This window comes from Anaerobacillus sp. ABR4_321, from assembly GCF_056158505.1.
Window position 1 is genome coordinate 1 of sequence record NZ_JBSWTK010000008.1, and the last position, 2,733, is coordinate 2,733.

General features: G+C 42.8%; 5 protein-coding genes and 1 pseudogene. All 6 read right to left on the reverse strand.

Annotation, left to right across the window (positions count from 1 at the left end; genetic code table 11):
* Positions 1–257 (reverse strand): annotated as a pseudogene (locus ACXADT_RS21635) (potassium-transporting ATPase subunit B); the annotation flags it as partial.
* Positions 258–272: 15 nt separating this feature from the next.
* Positions 273–1,499, reverse strand: coding sequence for a potassium-transporting ATPase subunit KdpA (gene kdpA, locus ACXADT_RS21640; RefSeq protein WP_474835886.1), 1,227 nt, complete (start codon positions 1,497–1,499; stop codon positions 273–275).
* Entirely contained in the window at positions 1,471–1,953 is a 483-nt protein-coding gene (locus ACXADT_RS21645) for a potassium-transporting ATPase subunit KdpA (protein ID WP_474835887.1), read from the reverse strand. The genes kdpA and ACXADT_RS21645 overlap by 29 nt, the downstream gene beginning before the upstream one ends.
* 18 nt (positions 1,954–1,971) lie before the next feature.
* Positions 1,972–2,052: a potassium-transporting ATPase subunit F gene (locus ACXADT_RS21650; protein WP_474835890.1), complete on the reverse strand. Its 81-nt coding sequence runs from the start codon at positions 2,050–2,052 to the stop codon at positions 1,972–1,974.
* Positions 2,049–2,153, reverse strand: a complete 105-nt coding sequence (locus ACXADT_RS21655; RefSeq protein ID WP_474835888.1) for a signal peptide protein — start codon at positions 2,151–2,153, stop codon at positions 2,049–2,051. Before ACXADT_RS21655 ends, ACXADT_RS21650 begins: the two co-directional genes overlap by 4 nt.
* A gap of 86 nt (positions 2,154–2,239) precedes the next feature.
* Positions 2,240–2,581, reverse strand: a complete 342-nt coding sequence (locus ACXADT_RS21660; RefSeq protein ID WP_474835889.1) for a hypothetical protein — start codon at positions 2,579–2,581, stop codon at positions 2,240–2,242.
* Positions 2,582–2,733: the final 152 nt, after the last annotated feature.

The following is a 2,733-nucleotide window of genomic DNA, read 5'->3' on the forward strand; positions in this document are numbered from 1 at the left end:
ATCAATGTAATGAAAAAACCTATTTCCACAACAAACATGATTGGGTTTTTGACCATGATCCTTGGATCGAGTTTTATGAAAGATTCTTTTAAAGCCTGAGTTAAAATCGCTCTATCCATTGTTTTCTTACTTCCATCCTTATTATTTTCGTTATGATCTTGAGGCAAATTGGTTCGTTTATCTGATAATTTTTCAAGCTTACTATTTTCATTTTCATCACGAACATTTGTTTTTTTCTTAAGTGCATGACTGCCCATCATGAGCCCTCCCATCTACAATGTTAAATATTCTGCAACCGGCCCCAATACTAGTGTTGGAAAGAAGGTAAGTGCGCCTATGATAAAAATCGTTCCAAGCAATATGGTTCCAAATAATGCTGTGTCGGTACGGAAGGTTCCCGCAGTTTCTGGGACTAGCTTTTTGGAAGCAAGCGAGCCAGCTACAGCCAACATTGTCACTAGACCAAAGAAGCGCCCAAGATACATGACGATTCCTGTAGACACGTTCCAAAATGGCGTTGCATCGCCTAATCCTTCAAAACCTGATCCATTATTAGCCGCTGAGGACGTATATTCATACACTACCTGACTCGACGCCAGGAACCCCTGATTGGAAATCGCTTCATATCCTAATGGCGTGAAAAAGGCAATGGCGGAAGCACCCAGGATCAACAATGGCTGCATCAGCAGCGTAACAGCAATTAGCTTCATTTCTTTCCCTTCAATTTTCTTGCCTAAAAACTCAGGAGTACGGCCGACCATCAAACCAGATAGAAAGACAGCGATGATTGCGTACATAATCACGTTAATGAACCCTGCTCCGATCCACCGAAGACTGTATTCAGCATCATCGTTGCAAAAGGCACTCACTCCGCCAATCGGGGTCATTGTGTCATGCATTGTGTTAACCGCACCTGTCTCAGAGGCTGTCGTAACAACAGCATACAAAGCAGATTGCCCTGTCCCAAAGCGGACTTCTTTTCCCTCCATGCTGCCCTGCTCATGCTGGATTCCCATCGAATTGATAACCGGGTTTCCCTGGAATTCAGAAGTTAAGGTTACTCCGAGAATGACGATGAACATCATGGACATCGAAGCAAACAACACTCTTCCCTGCTTGGCATTTCCAACCATTCTTCCGTAGGCAAATGGCGTAGCTGTTGGCAGTAATAGCATCAAGAGGATTTGCAGGAAATTGCTGAGAGCCGTCGGGTTTTCAAATGGGTGTGCAGAGTTAACTCCCATAAACCCTCCCCCGTTGTTCCCCAGTTCTTTTATAGACAGGAATGATCCTACTGGGCCACGTGCTATTTGCTGTTCACCACCCTCGATTGTCTCGGCAGTAATCGTTGGCTCCAGTGTCGTGGTACTCCCATCGCAACAAAAAAGCAATCCCGTGATAAATGCGATCCGGCAAAAGCATCTCCTCGTAATCGCCCTGATTAAATCCACAAAGAAATTTCCTAATTCTTTACCTGAAAGACCTCGTATAAAAGCCATTAGTACAGCCAGCGCCGTTCCTGCAGCAGCGAGACATCATCGAACATAATTCCATCATTTGCGCTAAATAGGAAAGTCCGCTCTCCACCGCTACAGTGCTGAGGTTCGTATTTGTCATGAAGCTTACTGCCGTATTGAAAGCGAGCGTAGGTCCATCTCCAGCTATTTCACTTGGATTGAGCGGCAGATCGACCTTGCAGCCTGCAAAACCAGGTAAACCAGCAAAATCATGAACGCATTCGCAAACACCAATGGCAGCGCAATATTGTTTCCAGGACTGGCTTACCTTCTTAATTCCTCCTAGCTTAAATAACAGATTTTCAAAAGGGCCGAATACTTTATCCAGGCCGCTTTCGTTATAATCAAAAGCTTTTGCCAAATAGATTCCGGCTGGCTTCGCCAAAAGAGCGACAGCCAGCAGCGTGATGATGATTGAAAGAATGGTCGTGAACACTATTTTTACCTCCGAAAGTTAAAATTTCTCTGGATTCACTAATACATAAAGCAGATAAATCACAACGAGGGATACAACCCCCAATAATAAGGTCATCATTCCATTTCATCTCCTTGGTGAACTATACGGGAAGACCAGCTCGTCAGACCAGCCATCATAAGAGTAAGTACAAGGGATAACCCTACAATCAAAACATCCACATCCTAAACCCTCCTGATTTCCTTAATGGATTAAAAAAGCGATATTATTGCAGTTTGTATAAATGACATGTTTCACACCAAGGCATTCATATAATTTCTGAGGGTACATCTTGTTTTTCGTAAGCAACAATGATCGTAGTAAGGGTACTCGTCTGGATTACTTTTGATAGGCTGCATGTATCAGCCAGGCGATCCTCCAGCAGAATGACTTTCATAAACCTTTGTTTTAAGTCCACGAATATGTCTTCCTCTTTTAAATGAATAATGTTATTGATGCCTTTGCTCGTCAGCTCCTGGTTAACCTTTTCATCCGCTGATAAATACACAATAGAATCATTTGCATCAAACTGGTCACAAACACTCAGAAATACTTCATAATTTGGAATGCATACAAGCAGTTCATTATTAAAATCCGCATCCCCGCTCACTTCCTGTTCCTCCTTTTCAAAATTAGCACTTAATAAAATCCACAAATTAATCAGGTCCACTTCCGTATCTAATGCGCTTAATCCCATGCCTTCTTAAAAAAAGGTACAAAAAAGGTGCTGTACGTCCTGAAGTAAGTGTGGGTGTTAACCTT

Bases quoted from the DNA above. Each gene is read 5' to 3' on its own strand.
- kdpA (WP_474835886.1), bottom strand. From the start codon at position 1,499: ATGGCTTTTATACGAGGTCTTTCAGGTAAAGAATTAGGAAATTTCTTT.
- ACXADT_RS21650 (WP_474835890.1), bottom strand. From the start codon at position 2,052: ATGATGACCTTATTATTGGGGGTTGTATCCCTCGTTGTGATTTATCTG.